This is a genomic window from Pseudomonas sp. BIGb0558 (assembly GCF_024807515.1).
In the GTDB taxonomy this organism is placed as follows: Bacteria; Pseudomonadota; Gammaproteobacteria; order Pseudomonadales; family Pseudomonadaceae; genus Aquipseudomonas; species Aquipseudomonas yamanorum_A.
In genome coordinates this window covers 1-24868 of sequence record NZ_JANUEW010000009.1, presented here as the reverse complement: position 1 = coordinate 24868, position 24868 = coordinate 1, and the positions used below count along the sequence as shown (strand labels likewise).

At 60.1% G+C, this 24868-nt stretch carries 19 protein-coding genes, 1 pseudogene and 2 riboswitches; of the genes and pseudogenes, 14 read left to right on the top strand and 6 right to left on the bottom strand.

Annotated features, from left to right (window positions below):
* Nucleotides 1–7: 7 nt before the first annotated feature.
* Nucleotides 8–4003 carry a membrane-targeted effector domain-containing toxin gene (locus M2400_RS13620; protein ID WP_259197052.1) on the bottom strand — a complete coding sequence of 1332 codons (3996 nt, stop codon included), beginning with the start codon at nt 4001–4003 and terminating at the stop codon, nt 8–10.
* 222 nt (nt 4004–4225) lie between these two features.
* Between M2400_RS13620 and nfuA the strand changes: the two genes are divergently transcribed.
* On the top strand, nt 4226–4810 hold the full coding sequence (nfuA, locus tag M2400_RS13615) for a Fe-S biogenesis protein NfuA (RefSeq protein WP_259197051.1): 585 nt from the start codon (nt 4226–4228) through the stop codon (nt 4808–4810).
* A 206-nt stretch (nt 4811–5016) separates the two neighbouring features.
* Here the strand turns inward: nfuA and cobM are convergent, their stop codons facing one another.
* From cobM to fabF, 5 genes are all read right to left on the bottom strand, one after another.
* Complete coding sequence (gene cobM / locus M2400_RS13610; protein WP_259197050.1) at nt 5017–5763, bottom strand: precorrin-4 C(11)-methyltransferase; 747 nt, start codon at nt 5761–5763, stop codon at nt 5017–5019.
* A gap of 82 nt (nt 5764–5845) precedes the next feature.
* Nucleotides 5846–6238 (bottom strand): cobalamin biosynthesis protein, encoded by a 393-nt coding sequence (locus M2400_RS13605; protein WP_259197048.1) that lies wholly within the window; start codon nt 6236–6238, stop codon nt 5846–5848.
* The gene (locus tag M2400_RS13600) at nt 6235–6933 is read right to left on the bottom strand and encodes a CbtA family protein (RefSeq protein WP_177079471.1); all 699 of its coding nucleotides are present in this window, start codon (nt 6931–6933) and stop codon (nt 6235–6237) included. Before M2400_RS13600 ends, M2400_RS13605 begins: the two co-directional genes overlap by 4 nt.
* Nucleotides 6934–6944: 11 nt before the next feature.
* Nucleotides 6945–7133 carry a CbtB-domain containing protein gene (locus M2400_RS13595; RefSeq protein WP_003217883.1) on the bottom strand — a complete coding sequence of 63 codons (189 nt, stop codon included), beginning with the start codon at nt 7131–7133 and terminating at the stop codon, nt 6945–6947.
* Between the two features lie 95 nt (nt 7134–7228).
* Nucleotides 7229–7447, bottom strand: a riboswitch (cobalamin riboswitch).
* 36 nt (nt 7448–7483) lie between these two features.
* Nucleotides 7484–8752 carry a beta-ketoacyl-ACP synthase II gene (gene fabF / locus M2400_RS13590; RefSeq protein ID WP_177048460.1) on the bottom strand — a complete coding sequence of 423 codons (1269 nt, stop codon included), beginning with the start codon at nt 8750–8752 and terminating at the stop codon, nt 7484–7486.
* Nucleotides 8753–8864: 112 nt separating this feature from the next.
* Between fabF and M2400_RS13585 the strand changes: the two genes are divergently transcribed.
* The 13 genes and pseudogenes from M2400_RS13585 to M2400_RS13525 all read left to right on the top strand — a co-directional run.
* Nucleotides 8865–9386, top strand: a complete 522-nt coding sequence (locus M2400_RS13585; protein ID WP_259197042.1) for a helix-turn-helix domain-containing protein — start codon at nt 8865–8867, stop codon at nt 9384–9386.
* Nucleotides 9383–9585: riboswitch (cobalamin riboswitch) on the top strand. Its footprint overlaps the gene before it by 4 nt.
* A 92-nt stretch (nt 9586–9677) precedes the next feature.
* The gene (cobW, locus tag M2400_RS13580) at nt 9678–10745 is read left to right on the top strand and encodes a cobalamin biosynthesis protein CobW (protein WP_259197040.1); all 1068 of its coding nucleotides are present in this window, start codon (nt 9678–9680) and stop codon (nt 10743–10745) included.
* A 3-nt stretch (nt 10746–10748) separates the two neighbouring features.
* Nucleotides 10749–14522: a cobaltochelatase subunit CobN gene (gene cobN, locus M2400_RS13575; RefSeq protein WP_259197038.1), complete on the top strand. Its 3774-nt coding sequence runs from the start codon at nt 10749–10751 to the stop codon at nt 14520–14522.
* Nucleotides 14522–15520: an ATP-binding protein gene (locus M2400_RS13570; RefSeq protein ID WP_177048476.1), complete on the top strand. Its 999-nt coding sequence runs from the start codon at nt 14522–14524 to the stop codon at nt 15518–15520. Before cobN ends, M2400_RS13570 begins: the two co-directional genes overlap by 1 nt.
* Before the next feature lie 53 nt (nt 15521–15573).
* Entirely contained in the window at nt 15574–16176 is a 603-nt protein-coding gene (locus M2400_RS13565) for a VWA domain-containing protein (protein ID WP_177079479.1), read from the top strand.
* Between the two features lie 109 nt (nt 16177–16285).
* The gene (locus M2400_RS13560; RefSeq protein WP_259227773.1) at nt 16286–19024 is read left to right on the top strand and encodes a type VI secretion system Vgr family protein; all 2739 of its coding nucleotides are present in this window, start codon (nt 16286–16288) and stop codon (nt 19022–19024) included.
* Nucleotides 19025–19029: 5 nt separating this feature from the next.
* The gene (locus M2400_RS13555; protein ID WP_259197033.1) at nt 19030–19803 is read left to right on the top strand and encodes a hypothetical protein; all 774 of its coding nucleotides are present in this window, start codon (nt 19030–19032) and stop codon (nt 19801–19803) included.
* 36 nt (nt 19804–19839) lie between these two features.
* Nucleotides 19840–20220, top strand: a complete 381-nt coding sequence (locus M2400_RS13550; RefSeq protein WP_177079576.1) for a hypothetical protein — start codon at nt 19840–19842, stop codon at nt 20218–20220.
* Between the two features lie 72 nt (nt 20221–20292).
* Nucleotides 20293–22341, top strand: a complete 2049-nt coding sequence (locus M2400_RS13545) for a lipase family protein (protein WP_259197032.1) — start codon at nt 20293–20295, stop codon at nt 22339–22341.
* Nucleotides 22342–22369: 28 nt separating this feature from the next.
* Nucleotides 22370–23146, top strand: coding sequence for a hypothetical protein (locus M2400_RS13540; protein WP_259197031.1), 777 nt, complete (start codon nt 22370–22372; stop codon nt 23144–23146).
* The gene (locus tag M2400_RS13535; protein WP_259197030.1) at nt 23143–23916 is read left to right on the top strand and encodes a hypothetical protein; all 774 of its coding nucleotides are present in this window, start codon (nt 23143–23145) and stop codon (nt 23914–23916) included. The genes M2400_RS13540 and M2400_RS13535 overlap by 4 nt, the downstream gene beginning before the upstream one ends.
* Nucleotides 23913–24689, top strand: a complete 777-nt coding sequence (locus M2400_RS13530) for a hypothetical protein (protein ID WP_259197029.1) — start codon at nt 23913–23915, stop codon at nt 24687–24689. Before M2400_RS13535 ends, M2400_RS13530 begins: the two co-directional genes overlap by 4 nt.
* Nucleotides 24686–24868: pseudogene (locus M2400_RS13525) on the top strand (hypothetical protein); the annotation flags it as partial. The gene M2400_RS13530 and the pseudogene M2400_RS13525, both read left to right, overlap by 4 nt.

Sequence of the window (24868 nt, the reverse complement as noted above, 5' to 3'; positions counted from 1 at the left end):
GCATGTATCAGACACACACCATCTGATAGTCAGTGGTCAGCGCGTTGACCAGTGCCTGAAGGCTGTCGAAACGCTGATGGAGGAGAGCACCGAACTCAGCGTCGTCAAGGTAGTACTTCGAGTTGCGACTCAGGATCGCTGATCGAGTCAGTTGGTTTTGGCGGTTTCGGTAATGCAAAATTGGCAGCTGGGTCAGGTTGCGCTCAAGGGAAAACATGCCCTTGCTGTGCAGCCGGAACTCGGGGAACGACGTCACGGGTGTGCCTGGCAGGTTGATCAACAGGTCGCATTGCAGCTTGATGGGGTGTTGCAGGTTGTCATGGTACGTGGCTTCGCCAGGGTCTCTGAAGGCGTGTGCGGACAAGGCCCGGTCGACACTGCTGATACGTGCACCGAGCGCGTTGGTCATATCGGCGATCCCTCGCACGCCCAGATACTGATTGACATGGCCGCAGCCGACCAGCGCTACCCAGCGGCTTGCTCCCCGTTGGATTTGATCGGCGTTTATCAGTTTTGCTGCGTGATAATTCATCGTGCGCAAACGCTGTTGCAGCATCTCCAGGCTGAACGGCTTGATAGCGGCGATACTGCACGAGGCCAGGCAATCGATCGCAACCGGGCGTATGCCCTGTGCACGCGCTGTATCGATCAATTGCCTGTAGGTGAACGCGTCATTGGCGTTGGTCACCTGGTCGATTTGCTGGAGCAGGGTTTTCAGCTCCGGGGTGTGTTCTCCGGTCCTGGAAAGGAAAAACCGGTCGAGGGCGGTTTGGTGCAGGTCCCAATTGAAGGCTTCCAGGTAGAGCACTCTTACGCCCTGCTGGTGAAAGGTGGGCATGTTTTCGATCAGAAACTGCCGTGCGATTGAGTGGGTGTGCATCTCTCCGACGACCAGCCCTGGGTGTTGATCAAGGATTACCTCAATCAGGGCGCGCACGTCTGCGTGGTTGGCCTGCGCCAATCGTGGCCTGGGTGCAGGCCTGAATTGCACGAGGGAACGCTGGGCGTCCTGGGTCAGCCTTTCGCGCACCGCTTCAAGATGGCGCTGAAACGCGCGAGTCGCCGGCGCGTAGAGCTGCGGATTCGCCAGGTTGAGTATGCCGAAGCGCTCGGTGGCAAAGGTCGCAAGCTCGTTGCGCTGAGCAGGGCTGAGGTGGTAGCTGTTCAGGGGGGTGTCGGCATCCGTGCGTGGGGCATCATCCCTCCCGCCGAGCAGGCGCAGCTGCCGTTCCCGGGGTACAGGCGACCATATGTCGGTCAGCTCATCCTGGGCGACAAGGTAGCGAATGTTGGGGAAGGCTGGGTCATAGATATAACGTTGTCCTTGTATTTGCAGGCTGGGGTGAAAGTCGTCACCTATCCGTACGAAATATTCCGATCCGGCGTTATTGCGATAGAGATTGCCGGACATTTGCCTGAGATCTTTCGAAGGCACCGGCACAAGGGTGTTGGCGGGTGCGGGGGGCAGGCTGCTCAGGGCCGGCGGCAGGGCAGAGGGGGTTGTCAGCACTACTCGACTGTTACTGCCGATAAGGGACCATATCTGGTTGGCTGCGGATCTGGACTTCTTTATTTGTGCCAGCATCAAGTAAATCTGGCGGATATGCGACAGTGCCGTAAACGTTGAGGTGACGGGCAGAAAACCAAGGATGTCGAGCCCGACTTCAACGCCGAACATGATTTTGTTCATGACCGACTGCTTTTTGACCTCGGCATTGGTGGTGGACTCGCTGCCAGCGCTATGCCTCAGGGTGTGGACTAACTGATCGTACATCGATTCATGCACATTCCCGTTGACGGGAACCAGGCGCAGGGTGTCGAACGGGTTGCCTGCCCGATGGCGCGAGGCGCTCAGAAAGGTCTTCATCCAGTCCTGGGAAAACGCCTTGTGTTCCAGGGAACGTTTGCCTTCGGTGGTCAGCCGTTCCTGGAAATAGCGGACCCATGGGGGCGAGGAGGCCCACTGCTCTTTCAGCACGTATTTGAGTGTGCCCAGGTCCTTGAACTCCTTGAGCTCCTGGCCGTCTGGCCCGTTGGGCGTATAGAGCACGACATTGGGGACGGAGGCCGAGTGTTGGGCGCTGAGCACCAGCACGTTGTTCAGCTCATAACCATTACGAGCGCTCGGGCTGTTGCCGATTTGCAGAATATTGGCAACGATCAGTTGGCCTTCTACGCTGCGCAGGGCTGGCAATGGATGATCAATCAATGCTTTGACCCATTCGTAGCCGCGGTTGAGCCGGTCAGGCAGGAACCGTGTGTTTTCCAAGTGCGCAACCAAGGCGTTGGCCTTAAGCGTGGCCAGGTACGCCCTTCGCCACGACTCACGCAGTTCTGCGCCCTGTACGATCATTTGTTCGTGTAATAACTCATCGTAGCCTTGGCCCGCGTCCAGATCCTTGGCGAGGGCGCGTAGTTCGTCATTATTGAGGAGCACCTCTGTGGGGGCCTTGTGCAGGTAATGGGCGTGTAAACGGCTGTTCGTGCGTGACAGCAGTTTTATATAGGTCACGTCCCAAGGGTCGACGTTTCTCAGCACAAACTGGGTCAGTGTCATGCGTTCCAGATCGATTTTCTTCGGGTAGTCAGCTGCGGGGCCACCAATGGTCGGGGTTGAGGATCCGGAAGGATTGATAGGGCTTGAAAGGGTCGTAAATACCACCTGCACCGTTTCCGGGTCGAGGTCGACGAAACGCGGCGCGAAGTACTCCTTAATGCGTTTGCGGGTATAAGCCTGCAACGAAGGGATCTGTTTTTGTATCAGCAAACGGGCCAGGGTCTTGTTTTGCGCATGGTCGTCGTCCAGGTATTGCCGCAAACGTATCCCGTTGGCTGGATCGAGTGCGATATACCAATCCGGGCGATGTTTTTCGAGTAGCAAGATTGCGCGGGCTTTGAGCCCATGCCCAAGGTCCAGTAGAGGGCCGATATCGGCGGCGTGATCGAAAGCTTCCTGCAGCGCCGCGAAGTCTGTTTCATCTTTGGGCAGGGTCTGCCAAGTGAACGCCAAGTCACTTCGCTGCTGGTCCAGAAGGGCCTGGGCGGCATATTCAAAGATATTGCCTTCGACTGTGGTGAACGAAATGGATCGCTGAGGGTGCCGTTCGATCCTGCCATGGGCGTGCCATGGCACGTTGCGTAGCAGTTGGTGGCGCGAGGTGGATGCGGCCAGGCGAGCTTGCAGCGCCTGCTGGAGCGCCGGCAGGGAGTCAAAGGTTTGGATGCCATTGATGTTGCAGCACAGCACAACAGGGCCGCAGTCGGTGTCGGCGTTTATCGATGACCCTGGTGTCTTGGTTGTCAGGATGAATGTGTTGAGCAGGTCGATGTCCGGCAGCCCATCTGCGATGTGCACACTCGCTTTCAGCGTGGAAGGGCGTTGCTCGGAGGGGGCGCCGGCCCGTTGGATAGCGCTCGGGCAACGGTACAAATGGTCCAGCATGTGCCTGAAGTGCAGGCCCAGCGTGCCATCCTCCAGACGCAGCGCTGCCAGGTCTTGCAGAGCACTGCGCTGGATGTCGGCCAGCCATTGCCGGCGCGTGCGAAGATCGGTGTCGGAGCGAGCGCCGTTCCAGAACGCATCGAGTTGTCGGGCGTAGAGTTGGTCCGGGCTGCGAACCATGGATTCGATCAACGATTCAAATGAGGGGTTGCTGTATAGGGTCGAATTCGCCGATTGCAGGTAGGCTCGGTAAAAGCCGTTATCTTGCAGGACGCCGCCTGCCCATGGCCTTTGTGCTAGGAGTCGCTGCAAACCATTGATGCGGTACCCCGCAGGCGCGTACACGCGGCGATTGGGGACGGTGATGAACCAGAGGTTCTTTTCGTAGCGTATTTCTTGCGCCTCAATCGGCGGCGGGCGTGTGGCGAACATGTTTTGTGCGTGCGAGTGAAGAACGCCGATCAGGCTATACGCACTGGGTTGTTGTTGGAGTAGTTGCTGCAGTTGCGTTTGGAAGCTGGCAATGTTTTCCAGATAAAACGACGACGTTGAGGCTGGCATCGAGTTGATCTCGTGGGCGCTGTGAGCGGGATCAACGATGTTAAAACTGCCTGGCGCGGTGGCGGCGTAGATATATAGAGGGTCGGGAGGCTGTTCCTGTGGGGGCTGGTTGACGTGCGTGCGCCGCTGATGGCGGTTGACCTTTTCCCGACAAAAATACTAGGACTTTGTACCTCGGTAATAATTTGGCGTAAACTGCCGGCAAGCCTGTGAGGAGTTTCCATGACTGCCATAACCATTACCGACGCCGCCCACGATTACCTGGCTGACCTGCTGTCGAAGCAGAACACACCGGGTATCGGCATCCGCGTCTTTATCACCCAGCCCGGCACCCAATACGCCGAGACTTGCATTGCCTACTGCAAGCCTGGCGAAGAGAAACCTGAAGATACCGCCCTGGGGCTCAAAAGCTTCACCGCTTATATCGACAACTTCAGCGAAGCCTTCCTCGACGACGCCGTGGTCGACTACGCCACCGACCGTATGGGCGGCCAGTTGACCATCAAGGCGCCCAACGCCAAGGTGCCGAACGTCAACGCCGACAGCCCGGTAAACGAGCGCATCAACTATTACCTGCAAACCGAAATCAACCCGGGGCTGGCCAGCCACGGCGGCCAGGTCAGCCTGATCGATGTAGTGGATGACGGGATTGCCGTGTTGAAGTTCGGTGGCGGTTGCCAGGGCTGCGGCCAGGCGGACGTGACCTTGCGTGAAGGCATCGAGCGCACCTTGCTGGAGCGTGTTCCGGAGCTCAAGGGTGTGCGTGATGTGACTGACCATACGCAGAAAGAAAACGCCTACTACTAAGGCGTTCGCTGCGGATATAAAAAAACGGCGCCCCGTGAGCGCCGTTTTTTTATGCTTGTTATTCAGTGGTTTGCACGTAAATAATGACAATTTACATTAAGTGTGGGAGCTGGCTTGCCTGCGATAGCGGTGGGTCAATGTCGGATGCTTTGGCTGACACACTGCTATCGCAGGCAAGCCAGCTCCCACATTTTTACTGTGTTTCTTCAGGGGCGGTAGAGGTGGGCGTGGCCCGCTCGATACAGTGAGGATTCGCTGAAACTGTCACTCGCCAACACCCGGCCCACCAAAATCAGCGCGGTACGCCGAAAGCCCTTGGCCGCCACCTTCCCGGCAATGTCCGCCAGAGTACCCACCGCCCAATCCTGATCCGGCCAGGTCGCCCGATGCACCACGGCAATCGGGCAGTCCGCGCCATAGTGAGGCAACAACTCGGCCACGATCTTCTCCAGATGATTCACCCCCAGGTGAATCGCCATGGTCGTGCCATGTTGCGCCAGGCTGCTGAACGCCTCGCCCTCGGGCATCGCCGTCTTGTCGGCATAACGCGTCAGGATCACGCTTTGAGCGATGTCCGGCAGGGTCAGTTCAGCCTCCAGCAACGCCGCACAGGCCGCTACGGCGGTGACGCCGGGAATGATCTGGAAAGGAATCCCCAGCTCCCGCAACAGGCGAATCTGCTCGCCAATCGCTCCATACAAACTCGGGTCCCCGGAATGCACGCGCGCCACGTCCTGGCCTTTCCCGTGGGCGGTCTTGATCAGCTCGATGATCTGTTCCAGATGCAATTCAGCGCTGTTGACTAGCAATTCTGCCTGATGCCCCTCAAGCACCGCCGCCGGTACCAGCGAGCCGGCATAGATAATCACCGGGCAACTGCGAATCAGCCGCTGGCCCTTGACGGTAATCAGTTCCGGGTCGCCTGGGCCTGCGCCGATGAAAAAGACAGTCATGGATACATTCCTGTGAAAAAAGCACGCGAGCAGGCCTTCAGATGAAAGTTGCTCATGATCGAAGCTGATGATTATCGGGAATTCAGCCGGCGCAAGCCAATGCAAAGGTGGCCTGGGCGGTTTTTTTGCGCGTGATCAATAGGGTGGCGGGGCGCTGTGACAGGTGTTCCGCGAGGGCCAACGCGGCACTTTCAGCGATGCCATAGCAGCCGGTGTGGGCAAAAACGGTGTCTGACTTATGGCTCAATCGATCTTCATAAGGCAGCAGTTGAGCCGTATTAAAAAACGTCAAAGGCAGCTTCAGAGCCTGGGACAGTGCGAGCAACCCCGGCTCATCCTGCTTGCGATCGATACTGGCCAATGCGCTGATGCGTTGGCGCTCAATGCCACCCTCGGTGAGGGCGGCATTGAACAGCTCAAGCAGGGCGTCGACAGGACAACCCCGCTGGCAACCCAGGCCAACCGCCAGGATCATGCCGAATACTGGCCATCACGGTTACGGCGGAACAACCAGGCACTGATCAAGCCCAGCGCCAGCCAGAAGGCCACGTTGGTCAGTTGCGAGGCGATCTTGAACTGAGCTTCCAGCGCCTCTGGCGCCAGCATCGAGTGGACTTCCGGCTGTGGTGCGCCAATCACGTGGGGCACCGCCAGGATCGCCGCGCCCAGCACTTTCAGCAGCCAATTGCGGCCGAACACGATCAGCGCGATACCGGCGGCGGTAGAGGCTGCGGTGCCGATCCACCAGATTTGTCGTTGTGCCAGGTCAGCAGCGGCAGTGCCCGGCAATTCAGGCGGCAAACCCAGGGTCGGCGCCAGCACGAACGTGGCGTAACCGGCCAGGCCCCACAGCAGGCCTTGCGCCGTACGGGTCGGCGCACGCAGGGTGTACAGGCCGGCAAGCATCAGGGCAAAGCCCACTGCAACCACCAGGTTGCCGCCAGTGGTGGACAGCACACGCTGCCAGCCGTCTTCCGGCTCCCAGGCTTCGGCGTCGTGGGTGTGGGCTGCGGCGCCGGCATGCTCATGCACTTCGGTGGCGGCCGGGGCGTTTTCGAAGGTTTCCGCCTGCAAAATCAGCGGAGCGACCCAGAAGCTTTGCAGCAGGGTCAGCAACAAGGCGGCCAGAAGACCGGTGAAACCTGCGGTTTGCGCAATACGCTTGATCATGTCGGCAGGTCTCAGTGGCACGGGAACGCGGCGCTGTGGCGGGTATCGTGGGCGGCGTTGTGCACCGCTTCGATATGCGAGAACCCGGCGAAATACACCAGGCACGCGCCGAGGATCGACGCGCCGATGGCGGCGGTCAGGCGTTGGCTCAGGGTGGCGGTGGTGCTGGCGGTAGAGGCGGTGCTGCTGATGATCGACATGGCGCGTCCCTTCTGGGTTTCAGGGTGCACGAGCGCATGAAAACCCCGCGAGCCAGGCACGCAGGGTTTTGAACAGCGCCCGCCCACCGCGGGTTTGTTATCTGATTTTTTCGGGCCGGTCTCCGGGCTTGCGAGGGGCATGTATCGCCTGAAAGCATCGCCTTCCCATGCCATAACGACACAGTGGATCTGACACTTCGCTCGCTTACCGTTGCGGGGGCAGCACCGGACTCGTCATGCCCTTGAATAAAAGCATATGACTCACCGGTTTCCCGTTTCACCCTGTGAAGGGCACCCGAAACAAGATGTGTAGGAGAGCATGGCCGGGCGATGGGCGTCAAATCGCCGGTTTAACTCCAGCGCTTGAACAGCACGCTGGCATTCACGCCGCCAAACCCGAAACCATTGGAAATCGCGTATTCAATCGGCAACTGCCGGGCTGTGCCGCGAATCAGGTTCAGCCCGGCAGCGGCGGGGTCGGGGTTGTCCAGGTTGAGGGTGGCCGGGGCAATCTGGTCGCGCAAGGCAAGCACGGTGAAGATCGCCTCAATCCCGCCCGCCGCGCCCAGCAGGTGGCCGGTCGCCGATTTGGTGGCACTGATAGCGACAGTCGAGTCTGCTCCGAACAGCGTATTGATCGCCGCCAGCTCGCCGTTATCGCCCACCGGCGTGGAGGTGGCATGGGCGTTCAGGTGCTGGATCTGTGCCGGTGTGATCCCGGCCTGGGCAATCGCCAATTCCATCGCCCGCCGTGCGCCGGAGCCATCCTCGGGACCTGAAGTCATGTGATAAGCGTCGGCGCTCGTGCCATAACCCACCAGCTCCGCAATCGGCGTCGCGCCCCGGGCCAGCGCATGCTCCAGTTCCTCGATCACCAATAAGCCGGCGCCTTCGCCCATTACAAACCCATCGCGGCCTTGATCAAACGGGCGCGAAGCGAGTGCCGGCGTGTCGTTGTAATCGCTGGACAGCGCACGCGCGGCGGCAAAACCGCCGAGGCTGACCCGGTGGATGCAGGCTTCGGCGCCGCCACATACGGCGATGTCGATTTCGCCGGCGCGGATCATCCGTGCGGCATCACCAATCGCTTGCACGCCGGCGGCGCAGGCGGTGACCGGGGAGCCCAGCGGGCCTTTCAGATGATGCTGGATCGACACATGCCCGGCGGCCATGTTGCCGAGGAATGACGGAATCGTGAATGGCGACAGGCGGCGCGGCCCTTTACTGTCCGCGGTGCGCACTGCCTCGGCAATCGCGGGGAAGCCACCCACGCCGGAGGCGATAATGGTCGCGGTGCGTTCTTGCTGCGCCGGGGTTTGCGGTGCCCAGCCGGCTTGCGCCAAGGCTTCCTGCGCAGCGGCGAGGGCAAACACGATGAACCGATCCATCTTGCGTTGCTCTTTGGCGGAGATCACGCTGTCGGGGTCGAAACCGGCGTGTGGGTCCTGATCACGGCCCAACACCTGGCCGCCAATGCTGATTGCCAGGTCCCCGACCAATTCCTCGGGCAGCCGGCGGATGCCGGACTCGCCGGCCAGCAAGCGTTTCCAGGTCTGTTCCACGCCGGTTGCCAGCGGGGTCACTGCACCCATGCCGGTCACAACAATTCGCTTATTCATGATCGCTTAGCTCCGCAATTTCAGTTTGGTAGCAATGCTGCGACGAAACTATCATTATGAAAGTAACATCGAACAGCTTAAATTTTCGGGGCCGCCCCACAGAGGAACTGCAATGCAACGTAAGTCGCTGGTGAATGCCGAATGCCCGGTAGCCCGTGGAGTGGAAAGGGTAGGCGAGTGGTGGAGCATCCTGATCATGCGCGATGCGCTGCAAGGCTTGCGGCGTTTTGACGAGTTTTCCCAGAGCCTGGAGATCGCCCCCAACATGCTCACGCGCCGGCTCAACAGCCTGGTGGACGCGGGGTTGCTTGCGCGCCGGCAATACAGCGAGCGGCCGCCGCGTTTCGAGTACGTGCCGACGCCGGTGGGCGAGGATTTCCGCGTGGTGATCATGGCGTTTATCGGCTGGGGCAACCGCCACTTCGCTACCGAAGGTGAAAGCCTGCAGTTGGTCGACCGGGAAACCCGGCGCCCAGTGGAAGTGGCCGTGGTGGAAGCCGGCAGCGGCGCGCGCGTGCCCGTCGAGCAATGCAGCGTGCAAGCCGGGCCGGCAGCGAGCGAGGGCATGCTGGAGCGCCTGGCGCTGCTTCGCGCCAAGCGCTCGGACATTGACCCGTCCCCGCGCACTGCGTAGCCTTGCACGTTCGAGGTTCTTCGGCCCAGGTCGAAGCTAAGAAGGGAACGCGGTCAATGCCGCGGCTGCCCCCGCAACTGTAAAGGGTTTATCTGACTGCCACGCCACTGCCTGAACAAGGCGGGAAGGCGCAGCCAGCGCCGGCTTCATCGCCGGCAAGCCCCAAGCCAGGAGACCTGCCTCGCAACCGATTTTCTACTTCAACCGGGCGGGGTGATCCGGTGGCGAATTCTGCTTCTGCGCACCCGCGCAGGGCCACTCGTCCCGTATGCCCGCCCCAAAGGGCATCCGATGAAAACACTGGCCAAACTCCCCGTCACCATCGTTACCGGCTTCCTCGGCTCGGGCAAGACCACCTTGCTGCGCCACATGCTGGACAACGCCCAGGGGCGCCGCATTGCAGTGATCGTCAACGAGTTCGGCGAGCTGGGCATTGACGGTGAAATCCTCAAGCAATGCTCCATCGGCTGCACCGAGGAAGAAGCCAACGGCCGCGTCTACGAGCTGGCCAACGGTTGCCTGTGCTGCACCGTCCAGGAAGAGTTCTTCCCGGTGATGCGCGAACTGGTGGCGCGCCGCGGCGACCTCGACCATATCCTCATCGAAACCTCGGGCCTGGCCCTGCCAAAACCGTTGGTCCAGGCGTTCCAGTGGCCGGAAATCCGCAGTGCCTGCACCGTTGACGCGGTGATCACCGTGGTCGACAGCCCGGCCGTGGCCGCCGGCACCTTCGCCGCATTCCCGGACCAGGTCGACGCCCAGCGCAAACTCGACCCGAACCTGGACCACGAATCCCCACTGCACGAGCTGTTCGCCGACCAGTTGGCCAGTGCCGACCTGGTGATCCTCAACAAGTGCGACCTGATCAGCCCTGAAGACCTGGCCCGTGTGCGCCTGGAAGTGGCCGAAGAGCTGCCGCCCGCGGTAAAAGTCATCGAAGCCAGCAGCGGTCGCCTGCCGCTGGACGTATTGATCGGCCTGGGCGCTGGCTCCGAAGAGCACATCGACGGCCGCCACAGCCACCACGATCATCACCACGAAGGTGAAGACGACCACGACCACGACCACGACGCCTTCGACTCTATCTCTATCGAACTGCCCCAGGCCGACGAAAGCCTGCTGCTCGACGCCCTGACCCAACTGGTGGTCCAGCACGGCATCCTGCGTGTGAAGGGTTTCGCCGCGATCCCGAACAAGCCGATGCGCCTGCTGATCCAGGGCGTGGGCACGCGTTTCGACAAGCACTTCGACCGCGCCTGGCGCACCGACGAGCCGCGCGCCACGCACCTGGTGCTGATCGGCCAGGAACTGGACGCAGCCTTGCTCGAAGCGCAATTGCGCGCTGCCCTCAGCGTTTAACCCATGCACCTGCTCAGGACCCAGCCCGGCGGTTTCGTCTCGGATGACAACATTGCCGACCTTGGCCAAACCCCCGCCGAGCTGGTGATCCTGTGCAGCGGTGATTCCAGCCTGGCGCTGCTCGCCGAAGCGGCTCAGCAGTTGCCCGAGGATTACCCGAGCCTGCGCCTGGCCAACCCGATGCAGGTGCAGAACCATGCCTCGGTCGACCTGTATGTGGACGAGGTGCTGCGCCACGCCAAAGTCATCCTGATTTCGCTGCACGGCGGTATCGGCTATTGGCGGTACGGCATCGAGCGTCTGGTTGAGCTGGCCGAGCGCGGTGTGCAACTGATCCTGGTGCCGGGGGATGATCGCCCGGACCCGGAACTCAGCGGCCTGAGCACCGTGGGCGCCGAGGAACGTGACCGGCTCTGGCACTTCCTGCGCCAGGGCGGGTTGGGTAACGCGCTGGACTTTTATCGTTGCCTGGCGGCCGGCTACCTGGGTCGCGATTATGCCTGGGACGAACCGCGAACCCTGCCGCGCACCGCGATTTATCACCCGCACAAAGCCAATGCCCGTCTCAACGATTGGCAGGCGGACTGGCAACCTGGTTTCCCGGTGGCGGCGGTGCTGTTCTACCGCTCTCACCTGCAGGCGGCCAATACCGGCTTTATCGATGTTTTTTGCCAGCGCTTGCAGGCGGCGGGTCTTAATCCGTTGCCGATGGCGGTGGCCAGTCTGAAAGAGCCCGGCTGCCTGACGGTGGTCGAGGACCTGCTGGACGAAGTGCACGCCTCGGTGATTCTAAACACCACCGGCTTTGCCCAATCCAGCCCTGAAGCGCCGCACCTGCGGCCGTTTCGCCGCAACATTCCAGTGATCCAGGCGATTTGCGCCCAGGATAACGAGCCTGGCTGGCAGGCCAGCGAGCAAGGTCTCGGCCCTCGGGACCTGGCGATGCACATCGCGTTGCCGGAACTGGACGGGCGCATCATCAGCCGGCCCATCAGCTTCAAGGACCTGGCCTGGCGCAGCGAGCGCAGCCAGTCCGATGTGGTGTGCTATCGCGCGCAGCCGGAACGCATGGACTTTGTCGCCGAGCTGGCGCGGCGCTGGGTCGAACTGGCGCGGGTGCCGAATGGCGAAAAACGCATTGCGCTGATCCTCGCTAACTACCCGACCCGGGACGGGCGTATCGGCAATGGTGTGGGGCTCGACACCCCGGCCGCCGCGTTGAATATCCTGCGGGCCTTGAAGACCGAAGGTTATCCGTTGCCGGACGTGCTGCCGCAGAGCGGCACGGCGTTGATCCAGGAACTGCTGGGCGGTGTCAGCAACGACCTGGACAGCCTCGACCTGCGTCCGTGCCATCAAAGCCTCGCGCTCGATGACTATGAAGCGATGTTCAACCGCTTGCCCGAGTCCAACCGCCAGGCGGTGTTGGCGCGCTGGGGCACGCCACATAGCGATCCGATGTTCCGCGACGGGCGCATGATGATCGCCGGCCTGCGCTTTGGCCTGACCTTCGTCGGCATCCAGCCGGCCCGGGGTTATCAGGTGGACGCCAGCGCGGTCTATCACGACCCGGACCTGGTGCCGCCCCACGGCTACCTGGCGTTCTACTTCTGGTTGCGCCAGACCTACGGCGCCCATGGCGTTATCCACGTCGGTAAGCACGGCAACCTGGAGTGGCTGCCGGGCAAGGGCGTCGGGCTTTCCGAGAACTGCTGGCCGGACGCACTGCTGGGTCCGCTGCCGAACATCTACCCGTTTATCGTCAACGACCCGGGCGAGGGTGCCCAGGCCAAGCGGCGCACCCAGGCGGTGATCATCGACCACTTGATGCCGCCACTGACCCGCGCCGAAACCTACGGGCCGTTGCGCGACCTTGAGTTACTGGCCGACGAATATTACGAAGCCCAATTGCTCGACCCACGGCGTGCCCGCGAGTTGCAGAAGGACATCCTCAAGCTGGTGCGCGAAACCCGCATCGACCAGGAACTGGCCCTCGACGAAAATCTCGACAGCGACGCCGACGCCGCGATCTGGCTGCCGCGCCTGGATACCTACCTGTGTGACTTGAAGGAATCGCAGATTCGCGATGGCCTGCACATCTTTGGTGAGTCACCTGAAGGCCGCTTGCGCATCGACACCTTGCTGGCGTTGTTGCGCATCCCCCGGGGTGATGGGCGCGGGCCGCAATCGAGCCTGCTGCGGGTATTGGCCAAGGCTTTTGAACTGGGCTTCGACCCGCTGGATTGCGCCCTGGCCGAACCCTGGACCGGGCGCCGCCCCTTGGTACTGCAGAAGATTGACTCGCAGTTGTGGCGCACCGCCGGCGACACCCGTGAACGCCTGGAACTGTATGCCGCCCGCCTGATCGAGCAGGCGCTGGAAGGGCCGGTGGAACAGCTTGAAGAGCCGGGCTGGGAGGACGTCAAGGCCGTAATCGAGAGCCTGCGCATTGTCGTTGCGCCGCGCCTGGATGCCTGTGGCCCGGCGGAAATGCGCGGCTTGCTGGATGCCCTGAGCGGGCGTTTCGTGCCCGCCGGCCCTAGCGGTGCGCCGAGCCGGGGCCGCCTGGATGTGTTGCCCACCGGGCGGAATTTCTTCTCGGTGGATGTGCGCAACCTGCCGACCACCACGGCCTGGCGCATCGGGTTCCAGTCGGCGAACCTGATTCTGGAGCGTCACCTGCAAGACCACGGCGACCACCTGCGCCAGCTCGGCCTGTCGGTGTGGGGCACCGCCACCATGCGCACCGGCGGTGACGACATCGCCCAGGCCATGGCACTGATGGGCGTGCGCCCGGTGTGGGCCACGGGCAGCCAGCGGGTGGATGACTTTGAAATCCTGCCCATCAGCCTGTTGGATCGGCCGCGTGTGGACGTGACGTTGCGCGTGTCGGGGTTCTTTCGCGATGCGTTCGCCAACCTGATCCGCCTGTTCGATGCGGCAGTGCAAGCCGTGGCTGCGCTGGACGAACCGGATGACCTGAACCCGCTGGCGGCCAAGGTGCGCAGCGAGCGTGAGGCCTTGCGCCTTTCGGGCCTGGATGAGGAGGCCGCCGCGAAACAGGCGGGTTGGAGGATCTTCGGCGCCAAGCCCGGTGCCTACGGTGCCGGCGTGCAGGGCGCAATTGACGGGCGCTTGTGGCAAAGCCGCGAAGACCTGGCTGAGGTCTACTTGAACTGGGGCGGCTACGCCTATGGCGGCTCCGACGAAGGCACCGCCGCCCGCGAACAGTTTGCCCAGCGCTTGAGCCAGGTGCAGGCGGTGTTGCAGAACCAGGACAACCGCGAGCATGACTTGCTCGACTCCAATGATTACTACCAATTCCAGGGCGGCATGCTCGCCGCCGTGGAAACCCTGAGCGGCGACAAGGCCGCCAGCTATCATGGTGACCACAGCCAGCCGGACCTGCCGAAGGTGCGCACGCTGAAGGAAGAGTTGAACCGGGTGATCCGTGCCCGGGCGGCCAACCCGAAGTGGATCGAAGGGGTGAAGCGCCACGGCTATAAAGGCGCGTTCGAGATGGCGGCCACCGTGGACAATCTGTTCGCGTTCGACGCCACCACAGCGCTGATCGACGATCATCAGTACGCGTTGCTGGCCGACGCCTATTTGCTCGACCCGGACACCCGGGCGTTTGTGCAGCAGCACAACCCGGATGCCCTGCGGGACATGACCGAGCGCATGCTCGAAGCCCAGCAGCGCGGCATGTGGCAGGAGCCCGGGGCGTACCGCGAGGCGTTGGAAAACCTGTTGTTGGATATAGAAGAAGGCAGTTGATGACCGACCTCCCGCATTTCCCGCTGTCCGCCGTTGTCGGCGCCGATGACCTGAAACTGGCCCTGTGCCTGACCGCCATCGACCCGAAGATCGGCGGCGTGCTGATCGAAGGTCCGCGTGGCATGGCCAAGTCCACCCTGGCCCGTGGCCTGGCGGACCTGCTCGCCAGCGGCCAGTTCGTCACGCTGCCCTTGGGCGCCACCGAGGAACGCCTGGTGGGCACGCTGGATCTGGACGCGGCGCTCGGTGAAGGTCGCGCCCAGTTTTCCCCAGGCGTGCTGGCCAAGGCCGACGGCGGCGTGCTCTACGTGGATGAAGTCAACCTGCTGCCCGACCATCTGGTGGACCTGCTGCTGGACGTGGCCGCCAGCGGCACCAACCTGATCGAGCGCGACGGGATTTCCCACCGGCATTCGGCGCGTTTCGTGCTGATCGGCACCATGAACCCGGAAGAGGGCGAGTTGCGCCCGCAATTGCTCGACCGCTTTGGCTTCAACGTGGCACTGAGCGGGCACACCCAGCCCGCCGAACGTGGGCAGATCATCCGTCGCCGGCTGGATTTTGACAGCGACCCCCAGGGTTTCTGTGGGCAATGGGCCGATCAGCAGGCCGCGTTGCGCGAGCGCTGCACCCAGGCGCGGGCGCACTTGGAGAGCATCCCGCTGGATGACCACGCGCTGGCGCAGATTACCGAACGCTGCTTTGCCGCTGGCGTGGACGGCCTGCGCGCAGACCTGGTCTGGCTGCGTGGCGCCCGTGCCCATGCGGCCTGGCGGGGGGCGACGGTCATCGGCGACGAAGATATCGAAGCCGTTGCGGAATTCGCCCTGCGCCACCGTCGCCAGGAGCAATCGCCACCTTTGACGCCGCCCGCTGGCGGTCAATCACCCAAGCCCGATGATTCGCCGGAAGGCCAGGGCCAATGGGGCGACATGCCCGCACCCGCCTTGCCGATAGGCGCACGCCGAGATGTGCCCACCTGGCCAAAAAAGCCCTAGGCATCCGCCCCAAACCTGACGCGGGGGCGGATGCACGGCCCAAGGCGGGTCGACTGAACAAGGGCCGGCGAGGGCAGGCGCGCAGCGCGACCGAAGGTTCGATCAACTGGCCGGGCACCTTGCTCGGCGGGCGGCCGCAACGCCGTGAAGACGTGCTGTACCAACTGCGCAGCCGCACGCCCCACGAACTGTGGCTGGTGATTGTCGATGCGTCGGCCTCCACCCGGCGGCATCAGGCGTTGACGGATGCCAAAGGGTTGCTCGCCCAACTCTTTGACGACGCCTATCGGCAGCGGGCGCGCATGGCGTTGCTCACCGCGAGCGGGCAATCGCCGAAATGGCAGGTGCAGGGATTAAAGGCGGCTAAGGGGCTTGGTCATTGGCTTGACGGGCTCGGAGCGGGCGGCGGTACGCCCTTGTTGGCGGCGCTGACAGAGGCAGGCCATTGGCTGGTGGCCCGGCGCAAGCGGTATCCGGCGGAACAGCAGCGTTTGCTGGTGGTCACGGATGGGCGGCTGAAGGATGTGGCGGGGTTGCCGCAACTGGACTGCCCGGGCTTGCTGGTGGATATCGAGCGTGGGCCGATTCGGTTGGGGAGGGCAAAAGAGCTGGCGACCGGATTGCGGGTGGACTACTGGCACATTGATAACTTGTAAAAAGTCGAAACGGGAAGCGCCTTGCTTGTAAAGAGGAATCTTCTGACATTATTCACCGATAGCAAATCTTTACTCTCTGGCCTCTCGCAAAGTCCAGGGATGAAAAGGCATGAACTCCAGCGCATCACCCTTCCCGTTTTTCGACCACAGTCGCCATAAACTCACCGTTCGCAACGTTGATGCAGTACTCGACGTCCTGGCCTTCGAGGGCACCGAAGGCCTGAGCGAACTGTTCAACTACCGTGTCGAGTTCACCAGTACCGCCCGCGACATCGCTGTCGAGAAAATGCTCGGTCAGAACGCCACGTTCAGCTTATACAGCGCACTGCAGCAATCGCCGATGCGCGGCTTCATCCCGCCGCCTGCGAGGCAGTTGCGCACGCTGCATGGCGTGGTCACCGGGTTCAAACGCCTGTCCGGTTCCGTTGATGAAGCCCGCTACGAAATCACCCTGGAACCCCACTTTGCCCTGCTGGGGCGAGGCCAGCAGTTCCGCATCTACCAACACCAATCCGTCCCGCAGATCGTCGAAAGCATCCTGCGCAACCGCCACGACTTTGAAGGCCAGGACTTCTTCTTCAATCTGGTGCGCGAATACCCCCAGCGCCACCAGGTCATGCAGTACGGCGAGAGCGATCTGGCTTTCATCACCCGCCTATTGGCCGATGTAGGCATCTGGTACCGCTTCACCCGCGATGAACGCCTGAACATCGAGGTGGTGGAATTCCACGACGACCAACGCCATTACCAATTCAATGTCGAACTCGCCTACCGCCCACAATCCGGGCTTAGCAGCACCGGGCAAGATGGCGTATGGAACCTGCAATCCAGCCACCAGGTGGTGGAGCAGCACGTCAATATCCGCAGCTACCACCACCGCGTGGCCCACGCCCACCTGAACGGGGAAATCGACCAAACCCGTGGCGCCACCACCACCTACGGCGAGGCCTATCACTACGCCGAACCCTACACCGTCATGGGCGACCGCTACGCCTTTGACGAAGACCTGCAAAGCGAAAGCGGCTACTTCTACGCCCGTTTGCGCCACGAACGTTACCTCAATGGCCAGACCCAACTCAGCGGCGACAGCAGCAGCGCCACCCTGGCGCCCGGCCAGGTACTGAAAATCTCCGGCGGCGCGCCACAGGCTTTTGCGCCCGGCGCGGTGATTTCGCAACTGACCACCCGGGCCGCCCGCGACCGCAGTTTCGACGTCAGCTTTAAAGCCATTCCCTACTCGGAGACCGTGTGCTTCCGCCCGGAGCTCAAGAAAAAACCGCAAATCGCCGGCACCGTCCCGGCCCGTGTCACCAGCCGGCAGGCCAACGACCCGTACGCCGAAATCGACCTGGAAGGGCGCTACCGGGTCAACTTCCTGTTCGACCGCGACACCTGGAAGCCCGGCCAGGAAAGTATGTGGCTGCGCCTGGCCCGTCCGTACGCAGGCGACACCCATGGCCTGCACTTGCCGCTGATAGCGGGCACCGAAGTGGCCATTGCGTTTGAGCAAGGCGACCCGGACCGTCCCTACATCGCCCATGCCTTGCACGACAGCCGGCGCGAGGACCATGTGACCTTGCGCAACTACAAACGCAACGTGCTGCGCACACCGGCCAACAACAAACTGCGCATGGACGACACGCGGGGGCAGGAGCACGTCAAGCTCAGTACGGAATACGGTGGGAAAAGTCAGCTGAACCTTGGGCATTTGGTGGATGCCGGGAAGAAAAAGCGCGGGGAGGGGTTTGAGCTGCGAACCGACGACTGGGGTGCCATTCGGGCGGGGAAGGGGTTGTTTATCAGTGCCGACAAGCAGGTCAAGGCCGGTGGTGAGCAACTTGAAATGGAAGCCGCCATTACGCAGTTGGAAAGCGCGCTATCACTGGCGCGCTCCCTGGCCGATGCGGCTCGTAATGCACGAGCTCTCCCCGGTGATATCGATAGCCAACGAGGACTGGTTCAGGCGCTCAGCGAGTTGGGGCGATCGGGCGTATTGCTGCATGCCCCCGCAGGTGTCGGTGTGGTCAGTCCCAAAGCGGTATGCCTGTCATCCGGGGGCGAAAGCGTGGGCATCATGGCGGCGCACAACGCCGACATCAGCGCCGGGCACAACATCACGGCCGCTGCCGAGGGGGGGATTAGCGTACTTGCGCAACGTGCAGACATGCAGCTCAAGGCCGCCTTAGGCAAGATTGAGCTGCATGCCCAGGCCAGCAATCTGCATGCGATGGCGAAGACCGATATCAAGATCGAAAGCGTGGAAGGCCGCGTAGAAATCAGCGCGCCACAAGAGCTTGTACTCAACTGTGGTGGCGCCTATATCCGCCTGAAGAATGGCGAAATTGAGCTGGGTGCGCCCGGCAATATTTACCTCAAGGCTGCCCATGTCGACAAGCTTGGAAGCGCCAGCCTTGATACGCCGGTATCACCGCTACCAGCGGGATATTCCGGTAGCTATGCCCTGAAGGATGAAGCCCGGGTGCCCCTGCCGTTCACTCGTTATCGGATTACCACCCGGCAGGGAGAGGTGTTCAAGGGGGTGACCGATAAGGCAGGCAAGGCCATGCCGATCCATACACTGGTCCCGGGAGAGTTGAAAGTTGAGTTTCCTGCATCGGAGAAATGGATCAGCTTTTGCGCGCCGGTTGAATTGAATCATCAAGGCATCAAATGCACTGCGACGATGGACGATGGAACCGTTTTGCAAGGTGAGTTCGATCATCAGAACAAGGCGAGCTTTTATTCTTTTGCTGGTAACACCTGTGTCAAGTTTGAGGTGGCTGAACTTGCGCCACAGGAAACGGGTATTAGCTGCGCCGAAGAAATACTGAAAAGGATTATGGAGTAATCAATATGGATGCCCCTTATCGAAATTACCCGGCTCGAGAAAATCACTCGGTTGATGCTGAGGTTCTGGAGCGTGCGCTAGAGAGCTTTGAGGGAGTTGCCGTTAAGTTTTCTTCGGATTTTATAGAAGATGCAAGGCAGCGTGATAATTACAATCGTAACGTCAAGAGGGTCAAGGCTGAGGTTTTGAAGCAAGTAGCAAATGGGAGCATTTCAGCAAAGGAAGGTGCTGAGTTTTGCTATGAAATGAGAAATACAATCATGGCGGAAACGCGCGCCAGAACTTCGGTGGCGGGGCGCGCCGTTGCTGAGAGAGAGAAAGTAATTTCTCCTGCTCTGGAGAAATTGCTGGACGAAAAGTCCGGCAGGAAATTTGGAAAAAGGTTTAATGAGCTGGGCCCTCGGCAGAAAAGTACTGTTCATTACGAGATCATTGAGTCTTCCGCCAGGCCAAACACCAAGTTCAATATAAGAAACAAAGCATTAAGAACGATAGGGAAAGTGCTGATAGTGGTGACTGTTGCGTATGTTGTCTACGACGTTGTCAATGCGCAAAACAAAGTGAAAGAAGTGATCAAGCAAGGCGCTGTAATGGCTGGCGGGCTTTCAGGCACGATTTTAGCCGGCTCTGCCGCTTCGCTGGTGTGTGGCCCAGGAGCTCCCGTGTGTGCTGTTGCACTATTGATTGGTGGCGGGATCGCCGCAGGATGGGTTGCGTCAGAAGTTGTAGAGCTTTTTGATGACGAGCTCGAGGAATTTACTCGTTGGCAGGTGAAGTAGTACGCCAGTCAGTGTGTGCGGTCGATGGAGATACTCATGACGCTTATTTTATTGAAATTATTCTTTTCATTGTTCGCGCCTCTGGCCCTCGGATTGGCGGGTGCCGGGGTGAATAGTTATGTCGCATGCCGTGATTTGGAGGTGGTGTTAAAGGTTTTTAAAAAAAGCTCCATTGTGACGTCTTATGCTGATGTATGGGCGGGTGGTTCTTTTTTTTCACGCAGCGCCTTATCTATGGTAGTGGCCGGAAGTGTGATGTGGCCGTACAAGCATATACGCAACGGTTCGCTCGACGCTCAGGAACTGGCTTGTTTGCCTGGCTCTATCAAACTACGCATGAAATGGTCAGTCGGACTTGTGGTGGGTGGAGTTGGATGGTTGTTTTTTGTTTTTCTTTTGTCGAAGTTTTTCAGTTAGATGGAAAAGCAAATCTACGCACCATTGATTATGGATTTAACCCATCATAACTAGAGATACTCAGGGGCTTGTATGAGTGACGAATTTTTGCATCGCACGGATACACTCGGCACCGTCAAAGTAGTGACTTGCGGTCCACAGAAAAAGCACTGGGTTGAATTCCAGTTGGTGGATGAACAGGGTGAACCACTGGCGAACCTGCCGTGGCGAGCGGTGAACGATGCCACACGTGCCGACTGTGCGCCGCCGCACTCAGGTGTGAGCGATGCCCAAGGAGTGGTTCGTGTAGACGGCCTGCACCCCATCCCCATCACCTTGCTGGTGTCCGCCGACCCGCTGGCCGAGCAACTGCAAACCCGGCGCTTGCGTGCCGAAAGGCCCGAACCGGAGTGGCCAATTATCGGTGACCGCGGCGCGCCCTACGGTCCGCAGCGCCCGGGCTTTTCGCCGATTGAGGCGCAGGCGCTCGCGGCGGGGCACGGCTACCACTATGTGCGCATTGGGCAGTTATGCGATCAAGCGCCGAACGTTGACCCGCCGTTGGCAGACTCGAAGAAACTTCCGGCGTTTCACTTTCCGGACCCGGCTTTCAGTGGGTTTACCGTTGAGTACGAGGAGCTGAATCGCCGGCATGTGGTGGAGGTGTGTCCGTTTCGTGCTTGGGCGTTGGTGCTGCATCACCAGCCTGAGTACAGCTTGGTAAATGCACACAATTTGGGGCTTATGAGCATTTTGGCTTATAGCCGATATGAGGAGAACGATCGCGGTTCACCCGAGCAGTTTTTTCTCCATCAATGCCTGGACCTGTCACGCACGCCACGGGTATTGGATACCGGGAACAACTGGGGTTGCGTGGTAACGGATGTGCCCTTTAGTCAGCGCTATACGTTGGCACGGACCCTGGACACGGGGAAGGCGGATCCGCCGGAAGGCAACACGCAATTCTTCTACGCCATCAACGCCTCCCAGGTGCTGGTTGCTTGGCGCGGCACCGAAATGGCCTGGCCGTTTACCGATTTGGCAACGGATGTAACCTTTCGGCCCGTGAAGCCAGAAGTGCAGGCCACTTGTGAGCCCAAGGTGCCCTGTGACGATTTGACCCCGCAGGGCAGCGTGCATCTGGGCTTTCGTGATGCGTTTGAGAAGGCCAGAAGGATTTATGCCGAGGGTCTAGGCGGGACGGTCTTTAACGCTATTGACGGTAAAGACCTGTTTATTTGTGGCCACAGCCTGGGCGGCGCGCTCGGCCTGATCCACGCCTCATCCCTGAAAGACCAAAACCCACTGCTCTACACCTACGGCATGCCCCGTACCTTCACCCTCAAAGCGGTACAAGGCTTGGCCGATATCCGACACTTCCGCCACGTCAACGACACGGACACTATCCCCAGCGTCCCACCCGAAGCGGAGTTGGACAACTACCTGTACAACCTCTACGGCCAACTGGGCACTTCTCTTGGGTTCGCCTGGTCCCTGGTTCAACTGACCGCCAGGCAACTGTTCCGGTACGGCGACCCGTTCTGCCATCACGGCGAAATCGCCATGTTGTATTGGGCCGACCAGCACCGCCAGGCCAGAGGCTCGCACTATCCGGCCTATCTCAACAAGGAAGGACTGGGCGCGCCCTACCACACCACGATCAACCATCGCCTGGCGCAACGATCCCTGATGTACGTGGTACCCAGCCTGAGCACCGACGACAGCCAACAGGCCGAACACGCCCAGCAGCGGTTTTTCACCTCATTGACCACCGACAGCCGCGACAGAATCTTCCCGCCCAATGGCAACCTCAGGACCGGCCGGTTCACCGGGCTCGGCAACCATTTCATGGGGGTGTACCAACCCCATATCCGCAACCAGTTGCTGGAACTGCTCAACCCTGGGCGCGACCCGTTGCTGGAGCGGCAGGTGCAGCGGCAGAAATTCAAGCAACAGATGCGGGAGAACGCCTTGAGCGCGCCCGAAGATGAGCTGACGCGTAACCGGGTGTTCCTCGAACTGCAAAACCAACTGGAGCAGGCCCTGCGCGTCACGCGGGAAATGGAGGGCGGCGCCGAAGCGCTGCAACGTTTCGATGCGGTCTCGGATCCCGAGAGACACCACGAAACCATTAAGGGTTAAGCCCGTAAATACCGGCCAGGACAAGACCATGATCAGGAACACCACCGTCGTTTTATTCGCTCTACTCACCAGCCTGAGCGGTTGCGCCATGGACCGTAGTTTGGCGCCGCCGGCCGGCAGTGAGCTGATGACCATCACGGTGAAAGTGCCCAAGGATTTGAAAGCGCGCACTCTGGAGGTGATGTATCGCTCGTCCATCTGCAAACGCATTACTTCCGGAGCCAGCGGCCAACGCATTGAGCTGCAGGGTTATCACGGGATTGACGTGCAACTGCAACAGCTGGGACAGAGTGATCTCTACGAAGCCAAGTTACCGATAGAAGGCGGCGGTGCGTGCCAATGGCATTTGAGTAATGTGTCCTTTGGGGTCGTGTATGGCGATCCCAAGCGTTTTGGAGAGAACGTGACTTGGGGTGCCGGCGGGGGAATTGGCGTGAAGTTTGATCACAACCGCCCATTGAGCACTTCCGGATTGCCTATAGAAATTGAAGGCGATTTGGTGATCAAGAAAGACTATTACCCTTGGTTGAGTGAGGCGTTTCTTGGGGGGCATCGAAAACGGATCAGTCTGACAGGCGAGGGCGACATCTATCTCACCTATCAAGCATTGCAGGCCCGACGTGTGTACTTCGAACCCGTCCTGCATTCTGATTTTATGGCGACTTCACAGGGAAGCAGGGTCCATAAAGTGGGTAGTTATATAACGTTCACCTACCCCGATGGCAGCACCTCAGCCGATGGTCGCTCCAAACCCGACTTCCGCAAATTACAAGCCATCCGCCTAGCTGCGGAGGCTCAACAATGAACATTGTTCTTCCCCTCACCATGATCACTCTATTCACCGGCCTGAGCGGTTGTGCCATGGACCGAAGTTTGGCGCCGCCGCCGAACAGCGAACTCATGACCATCACGGTGAAAGTGCCCAAGGAACTTGAAGCCGAAACGCTGGAAGTGATGTATCGCTCGCCCATCTGCAAGCGCATTACTTCCGGAGCCAGCGGCCAACGCATTGAACTGCAGGGTTATCACGGAATTGACGTGCAACTGCAGCAGCAGGGGCAGAGTGATCTCTACGAAGCCAAGTTACCAATGGACGGCGGTGGTGCATGCCGGTGGCGTTTGAGTAACGTCATCTTTGGCGTTGCCTACAGCAATCCCGCGCAATTTGGCGAGAATGTAACTTACGGCGCGGGAGGCGGAATTGTAGCGATATTTGATCAAAACAACTCACTACGAGGAGGTGCAGATATTGAAGTTGAGGGCGATTTGACGATAAAGAAGGACTATTACCCTTGGGTGAAAGAGAGCTTTTTAGGTGGTTACCGTAAACGTGTCAGTCTTACTGGTGAGGGTGATATCTATCTTGGCTATCAAGCACTACAGGCCCGACACGTGTACTTCGAACCTGTCCTGCATTCTAAATTCACCGTTTACTCCATACAGCCAAAGGAGAAGAAAGAGGGTAACCACACCGCCTTCACCTACCCCGACGGCAGCACCTCAGCCGATGGTCGCTCCAAACCCGACTTCCGCAAATTACAAGCCATCCGCCTGGCTGCGGAGGTTCAACAATGAACATGGTTCTTCCCCTCACCATGATCACTCTATTCACCGGCCTGAGCGGTTGTGCCATGGACCGAAGTTTGGCGCCGCCGCCGAACAGCGAACTCATGACCATCACGGTGAAAGTGCCCAAGGAACTTGAAGCCGAAACGCTGGAAGTGATGTATCGCTCGCCCATCTGCAAGCGCATTACTTCCGGAGCCAGCGGCCAACGCATTGAACTGCAGGGTTATCACGGAATTGACGTGCAACTGCAGCAGCAGGGGCAGAGTGATCTCTACGAAGCCAAGTTACCAATGGACGGCGGTGGTGCATGCCAGTGGCGCTTGAGTAACGTCATCTTTGGCGTTGCCTACAGCAATCCCGCGCAATTTGGCGAGAATGTAACTTACGGGGCGGGAGGCGGTGTCGTGGTGAAATTTGACCACAATCGCGGGCTGAGAAGCGCGGGTATACCTATTGAAGTCGAAGGGGATTTGATGATCAAGAAGGACTATTACCCTTGGATTGATGAAGAGTTTTTGGGGCCTTATAAAAAGACCGTAAGTTTGGCGGGTGAAGGCGATATTTATCTCGGCTATCAGGCATTGCAAGCTCGCCAAGTATATTTCGAGCCGGTTCTGCACTCAGGTTTCGCGGTCTATTCGGCTGGACCGAAGATTAAAAAGGAAGGTAACCACACCGCCTTCACCTACCCCGATGGCAGCACCTCAGCCGATGGTCGCTCCAAGCCCAACTTCCGCAAACTACAAGCCATCCGCCTGGCTGCGGAGGCGCAAAAATGAACATAGTTCTTCCCCTCACCATGATCACTCTATTCACCAGCCTGAGCGGTTGTGCCATGGACCGAAGTTTGGTGCCGCCGCCGGACAGCGAACTCATGACCATCACGGTGAAAGTGCCCAAGGAACTTGAAGCCGAAACGCTGGAAGTGATGTATCGCTCGCCCATCTGCAAGCGCATT